The sequence below is a fragment of the Microcystis sp. M53598_WE2 genome, assembly GCF_030067735.1.
Lineage (GTDB): Bacteria > Cyanobacteriota > Cyanobacteriia > Cyanobacteriales > Microcystaceae > Microcystis > Microcystis aeruginosa.
The window spans coordinates 1-1,898 of record NZ_JASJFE010000326.1 but is presented as its reverse complement, the minus strand read 5'-3'; the positions used below and the strand labels follow the sequence as shown (position 1 = coordinate 1,898).

General features: G+C 43.7%; 2 protein-coding genes. One reads left to right on the top strand and one right to left on the bottom strand.

Translation table 11 applies throughout. From position 1 onward, the window contains the following. Window positions 1-20 precede the first annotated feature (20 nt). Window positions 21-788, bottom strand: a complete 768-nt coding sequence (locus tag PX636_RS07090) for a DUF6816 family protein (RefSeq protein ID WP_002798780.1) — start codon at window positions 786-788, stop codon at window positions 21-23. Between the two features lie 35 nt (window positions 789-823). Here PX636_RS07090 and era point away from each other — a divergent pair, with 35 nt between their 5' ends. Next, window positions 824-1,780 carry a GTPase Era gene (gene era, locus PX636_RS07085; RefSeq protein WP_288116589.1) on the top strand — a complete coding sequence of 319 codons (957 nt, stop codon included), beginning with the start codon at window positions 824-826 and terminating at the stop codon, window positions 1,778-1,780. The last annotated feature ends 118 nt before the right edge of the window (window positions 1,781-1,898 follow it).

The following is a 1,898-nucleotide window of genomic DNA, read 5'->3' as shown; positions in this document are numbered from 1 at the left end:
TGATTTTTTCAGGATCTATATTAATCTTTCAGCAATTGTAAGCGATAACGATACAAAGCCACAGGACGATTCGGCGCTTGGAAATAATCAGGCGATTGGGGGGAAAGATAAATGGCTGTCACCTGATCGCCTAGAATTTTATTAGGAGATAATAACTGATAGGCGGTGGTGGTTTCCACCTCATTAAGATAAGTATTGGTTTCTCCCCGGAAAATTTGTTGAATAATTTCTGTGGCAATAAATTGATTTCGGCTAGGAGTTTCGCTATTTCTGGCAATTACCGTGGAAATTAGTTGATGAGCGCCCCGTAAAAAGGTAATCTGACGATTGGGATTATTGGGGTCAGTTTTTACCGATAATACCGATTGATTACCTAAATAGGCGCGACTAATTGCTAAACCATTAAAGGATCGATCGGCCACAGTTGATGGTTTACTGATAATGGTGGATAAAAAGGCAGCATTTATCGGTCTGGACATAGCTTTCTCGATGAATCTCACTGGAAACTCGATCGATTGTTCTAGGTAACGACGATTACTTTCAAAACCAGGTGTGATAATCTGGGGAGCAAGAGGAGCGGTTAAATCAATCAGGGTACTGGTGACAGTCCAATTGCCTACTATCCAATCGGGATAAACTAAATCTCCGCTGGCAAAACTAACCACCGGTTTAGTCATCCAGCGAGGATAATCGGTTAAGCGATCGCTTAAATTTCCCGCTATAGATAATTCTAAATGGTTACTACAGCCTAGAATCAATACTAACAAGAACAAAATTATCCTTTGCATGGGTAAAAATATTTTTTAAGTAATATTCTTTAATTATGAACGATTTTATCAACTCTCAAGCCGTTAATCTCGATTCGGCAGTAATTCCCGTCGCACCGATCGGTTTTAAATCGGGTTTTATTGGCATTATTGGTCGTCCTAATGTGGGCAAATCTACCCTGATGAATCAATTAGTGGGACAAAAAATCGCCATTACTTCTCCCATCGCTCAAACTACCCGCAACCGTTTACGCGGCATTGTCACCAGCGAGCGCGCCCAGATGATTTTTGTCGATACCCCCGGCATTCACAAGCCCCATCACGAATTAGGCAAAGTTTTAGTTAAAAATGCTGAAAACGCCATAAATTCTGTAGATTTAGTTTTATTTGTTGTCGATAGTAGCAATTTTTTGGGTAGTGGCGATCGCTATATCGCCGATTTACTGACTAAAAACCAAACTCCCACGATTTTAGGGCTAAATAAAGCCGATCAGCAACCGGAAGACCGGGAGCCTCTAGACGATAGTTATCGTACCTTAGCGGCGGAAAATAACTGGCCTCTGCTCAAATTTTCGGCACTGGAGGGGACGGGAATCGAAGAATTGCAAAATCTGTTAATTGATTCCCTAGAAGTCGGTCCCTATTACTATCCCCCCGATTTAGTCACCGATCAACCGGAAAGGTTTATTATGGGCGAATTAATCCGTGAACAGATTTTACTGCAAACCCGTCAGGAAATTCCCCATTCTGTGGCGGTGGTGATTGAACGCGTCGAGGAAACTCCCGCTTTAACCAAGGTTTTTGCCGCCATTAACGTGGAACGAGCTTCCCAAAAAGGGATCGTCATCGGTAAAAATGGCAGTATGTTAAAAGCGATCGGCTCTTCGGCTCGATCGGCTATTCAAAAGTTAATCGCCGGGGAGGTATATTTAAAATTATTTGTGAAGGTAGAACCGAAATGGCGACAATCTCGCTCACTTTTAGCAGAATTTGGCTATCGCACCGAGGAGTGAATTGGGGTGTAGGGTGTAGGGTGTAGGGTGTGGGGTGTAGGGTGTGGGGTGTAGGGTGTGGGGTGTGGGGTGTGGGGTGTGGGGTGTAGGGTGTGGGGAAGTGGGGTGTAGGGTGTGG